The sequence below is a fragment of the Bradyrhizobium sp. genome (assembly GCF_035309285.1).
Taxonomy (GTDB): Bacteria; Pseudomonadota; Alphaproteobacteria; order Rhizobiales; family Xanthobacteraceae; genus Bradyrhizobium.
The window spans coordinates 1-4,457 of sequence record NZ_DATGFH010000024.1; the positions used below are offsets into that span (position 1 = coordinate 1).

5 protein-coding genes are annotated in these 4,457 nt (G+C 63.1%); 4 read left to right on the top strand and 1 reads right to left on the bottom strand.

Features of this window, described 5'->3' with window-relative positions:
- From VKR55_RS06135 to VKR55_RS06145, 3 genes are all read left to right on the top strand, one after another.
- Positions 1–836: efflux RND transporter permease subunit (locus VKR55_RS06135; RefSeq protein ID WP_324400779.1), on the top strand; the 836-nt coding region annotated here is incomplete at its 5' end.
- A 19-nt stretch (positions 837–855) separates the two neighbouring features.
- Positions 856–1,464 (top strand): TetR/AcrR family transcriptional regulator, encoded by a 609-nt coding sequence (locus VKR55_RS06140; RefSeq protein ID WP_324400781.1) that lies wholly within the window; start codon positions 856–858, stop codon positions 1,462–1,464.
- A gap of 140 nt (positions 1,465–1,604) precedes the next feature.
- Positions 1,605–2,228 (top strand): flavin reductase family protein, encoded by a 624-nt coding sequence (locus VKR55_RS06145; RefSeq protein WP_324400783.1) that lies wholly within the window; start codon positions 1,605–1,607, stop codon positions 2,226–2,228.
- Positions 2,229–2,588: 360 nt separating this feature from the next.
- Here VKR55_RS06145 and VKR55_RS06150 read toward each other — a convergent pair whose 3' ends face one another.
- Positions 2,589–3,389 carry a glucose 1-dehydrogenase gene (locus VKR55_RS06150; RefSeq protein WP_324400786.1) on the bottom strand — a complete coding sequence of 267 codons (801 nt, stop codon included), beginning with the start codon at positions 3,387–3,389 and terminating at the stop codon, positions 2,589–2,591.
- Positions 3,390–3,627: 238 nt separating this feature from the next.
- On the opposite strand from VKR55_RS06150, the gene VKR55_RS06155 reads away from it, so the two are divergent.
- Positions 3,628–4,137: a DUF2867 domain-containing protein gene (locus tag VKR55_RS06155; protein ID WP_324400788.1), complete on the top strand. Its 510-nt coding sequence runs from the start codon at positions 3,628–3,630 to the stop codon at positions 4,135–4,137.
- Positions 4,138–4,457: the final 320 nt, after the last annotated feature.

The following is a 4,457-nucleotide window of genomic DNA, read 5'->3' on the forward strand; positions in this document are numbered from 1 at the left end:
GTGTCGGCGATCTCACCGTGACCTCGCGCAACGGCGTTGCCGTGCCGCTGCAGCAGATCGCCAAGATGGAATACGCTCACGAGGAACCGATCATGTGGCGGCGCAACCGCGACATGGCGATCACCGTGCGCTCCGACGTCAATGACGGCGTGCAGGCGCCTGATGTCACCAACCAGATCTGGCCGAAGCTGGCCGAGATCCGCAACCATCTCGAGCCGGCCTACCGGATCGAGGCGGGCGGCGCGTTCGAGGAGTCGGCCAAGGGCAATGCCTCGATCTTCGTGCTGTTCCCGGTGATGGTGATCGTGATGCTGACGCTCCTGATGGTGCAGCTCCAGAACTTCTCGCGGCTGTTCCTGGTGTTCCTCACCGCGCCGCTCGGCATCGTCGGCGCTTCGCTGGGGCTCAACGTCGCCAACAAGCCGTTCGGCTTCGTGGCGCTGCTCGGCCTGATCGCGCTTGCCGGCATGATCATGCGCAACACGGTGATCCTGGTCGACCAGATCGAGAGCGACGTGGCGCATGGCCTGACGCGGAAGGAGGCGATCGTGGAAGCGACCGTCCGGCGCGCCCGGCCGGTGGTGCTGACCGCGCTCGCCGCGATCCTCGCCATGATCCCGCTGTCGCGTTCGGCCTTCTGGGGCCCGATGGCGATCACCATCATGGGCGGCCTGTTTGTTGCAACCTTCCTGACCTTGTTGTACCTGCCGGGTCTTTACGCCCTCTGGTTCCGCAAGAGCCTGGAGGAAACCGGCGCGAACGAGCAGCCCGATCTCGCGCCGCAGCATTACGGCCCTGCAAGACCGGTTATTCCGCTTGCGGAAGCCGCTGAATAATTGAACATTGGGTATGCCGATGACACTGACTGCAGAACATGTCGAGCCGGACACGCGAGAACGAATTCTCGTGGTGGCGGAGCGTTTGTTCCGCCAGATCGGCTACCAGAAGACGACGGTCGCCGACATCGCCAAGGAATTGCGGATGTCGCCGGCCAATGTCTATCGCTTCTTCGAGTCGAAGAAGGCGATCCATGAGGGCGTCGCGCGCGGCCTGATGGGCGAAGTCGAAGGCGCGGCGCAGGCGATCGTGAACAGAGAGGGTCCCGCAGCCGCGCGGCTGCGGGAAATGCTCACGACCATCAACCGCATGAACACCGAGCGCTATGTCGGCGACAACAAGCTGCATGAGATGGTCGAGATCGCCATGCAGGAGAGCTGGGAGGTCTGCGCAGCCCACATGCAGCTCATCACCGAGAATGTCGCGGGCGTGATCGCCCAAGGTGTGGCCTCCGGCGAGTTCAAGACGGGCGACGCGCTGACCTCGGCACTCTGTGTCTGCACCGCCATGATGCGCTTCTTCCACCCCCAGATGATCGCGCAATGCGCCGACAAGCCCGGGCCGACCATCGAGCAGCAGATCGATTTCGTGCTGGCGGGGCTTGGTTCAAGGAACCGCGCGGGCTAAATATCACCGTCATTCTGGGGCGCGACAAAGTCGCGAGCCCGGAATCCATAACCCCCAGCGGTGGTTATGGATTCCGGGCCTGCGTGCTTTGCACGCATCCCGGAATGACGACAATGATGGTTGAAGAGGATGAAACCCCCGTGACCGCAAAAGACCTGCATTTCTACGAGCCCAAGAACGGCCATGGCCTGAAGCACGATCCGTTCAATGCCATCGTCGCCCCGCGGCCGATCGGCTGGATTTCGTCGCGGGATCGCAAGGGTAACGTCAACCTCGCGCCCTACAGCTTCTTCAACGCCTTCTGCTACAAGCCGCCGATCATCGGATTTTCCTCGACCTCGTGGAAGGACAGCGTCCAGAACATCCAGGACACCGGCGAGTTCGTCTGGAATCTCGCGACGATGGATCTGGCCAAGCACATGAACGCGACCGCCGCCCATGTCGCGCGCGATGTTAGCGAGTTCGAGCTCGCGGGCCTGACGCCGGTACCGGGCAAGATTGTCGGCGTACCCAGGGTCGCCGAAAGCCCGGTGTCCTTTGAATGCAAGCTCTGCCAGATTCTCCAGCTTCAGGGCGCAGACGGCAAGAAAGCGCAGGCCTGGCTGACGCTGGGCGAGGTCGTCGCCGTCCATATCGACAAGGCCATGATCAGAGACGGCGTCTACGAGACCGGGCTCGCGCGCCCGATCGTGCGCGCGGGCCGCCAGGGCGACTATTTCGAAATTCGGCCCGAGGCCATGTTCGAGATGGCCCGGCCGGATTGATCTCACTCCCTCTCTATCGTCATTCCGGGACGCGCCGTAAGGCGCGGGCCCGGAATCCATTGCTCCGCATACTCTGCTGGACCATGGATTCCGGGTTCGCCCCGTTGCGGCGCCCCGGAATGACGATGGAGTGGGGCGAAGCGAAACAATTGAAAGCCTCTCGCGACGGTTACCCCCGGCGCGGCGCATGTCCGGAGACATCCGCTGAGCGGACATCGGCGGCCATGCCAGAAGCGCGCGAATGACCCTAAGCGGATTCCGGCAGCGCACCAAAATCTTCGCTATTCGATCATGCCGCCGCAACCGCAACACAGAGATTTATTCGACGTTATCGCGCCGTGTGGCTTATCGTTCTTGGTTTCACTGTCTCACCGGATTGGTCACAGCGCCACCGGTCGCGGTGCGCCCGCCGTCGACGACGAATTGTCCGCCGGTGGTATTGGAGGCGAGGTCGGAGCAGAGGAAGAGCACCATGTTGGCAATCTCGTCCACCGTCGTGTAGCGCCCGCTCGGAATCGCGGCCTGATAGCGAGCGCCGACCGCGGCCGGGTCAGCGGGCGAGATCTGTTCCTCCAGCGCATGAATCATGCGCGTGTCGACTGGCCCGGGGCACACGGCGTTCACCCGGATGCCCTGGTGCGCGACTTCGCCCGCCGCCGTCTTGGTGAGCCCGATCACCGCGTGCTTCGACGCCACGTACGCCGACATGCCCGGCGTCGCTACTAGGCCGGCGACCGAGGCGGTGTTGACCACGGCGCCGCCGCCCTGCCGGATCATCTCTGGCAGCACGTGGCGCAGGCCAAGGAATACGCCTTTCACGTTCACGCCGATCACGGCGTCGAACACGGCCTCGTCATATTCCGTGGTTGGTGCTAGCTTTCCCTCGATGCCGGCGTTGTTGAAGAAGCAGTCGATGCGCCCGTATGTCTCGATAGCCGCTTTCACGTAAGCTTTCACGTCGGCGACCTTGGTGACATCGGCCGTCACCGCAACGGCGTCCCCGTTGTTCTGACGGATGATACCGACGGTCGCTTGGGCGCCGTCGCCGTCGCGGTCTACCACCATCACCTTCGCACCTTGCCGCGCGAACGCCACGGACGTCGCGCGGCCGATGCCGTTACCGCCGCCGGTGACCAGTGCAACCTTGCCGGTGAAATCCATTTCGCCCTCCGTCCGATGACCCGCGTAGACTATCACCGGCACGCTCTCCTGTCCGAGCCTTCGCCTCCTTTGAGGCGGCAGGGTTGGCCTGCACAGCCGCTTTTGACCCAACTGCGACATGTGCGCCGCAGGATTGTTGCGATGCAGAGCGCGTGGATATAAAAAAGGACTACGGCGGCAAGATCGTCCGCAACGCCAACGGCGCTGCGCCCCTCCCCAGCATCCGGTACCTAATCGCATGACCAAAGCGCGCGCCGTGCCCATGCCCAGCAACAGCGTGCTTGCGCCGCTTTACGCGGGCGCGGACCTTTTGGACGCCTTTGCAATTCAACTGCCGGCGGGGGCCAGCGATGATCTAGAGGTGCTGGCACGCGCCGCGCTCGAGCGACAGGCGTGGTGGATTCGTGCGCTCACTCGTGTCCGCGATGTGGTGATGGCGACAGTCGCCGTCAAATCGTCGCGCGCCGTTGGTCTTGCCGCAGCGGCGCGTGGGCCGGTTATCGGCTTCTTCCCGGTGCTGTCAAAGAGCGCGACGGAGTTGGTAGTGGGCGCGGATGACTGGCATCTCGACTTTCGCGTCACCATCCAACTTGGCGCCGATGCAGCAGATGGGCGCGAGCTGGTCGCGGGTACCGTGGTGCATTGCCATAACCGACTGGGGCGTATCTATCTTACGACGATAGCACCGTTTCATCGCGTGATTGTGCGGGCCAGTCTAGAACAGGCGGCAAGAGCAATGAAGATTTAAGCATGCTTTGGTGGTCGCGACTGGCGCATCCCGCGAATTTGATGGTGTTTTGGGAGCTTCCGTTCCTCACTAAGAGCAACAAGGACTGGGTCATGGGGCGCGCAATCGCGTCGGTGCTGAATCAATAGCCTGTCGTGCGTTCATCGTCGCGGCGCAGTCCTGCGCTTCCGCAACCAATTGACCCGACGAGGCAGGGCAAGAACTTGTCGTCAGGCCAGTTGAGCCTGCTGTTGAGGGCAAACGGCCTGCGGGGGCATGCTGTAGGTCCATAAAGCGCTCAGAACGCTGTTGGTAGAGTTCCGGAGGGCTGCGAAGGCCCG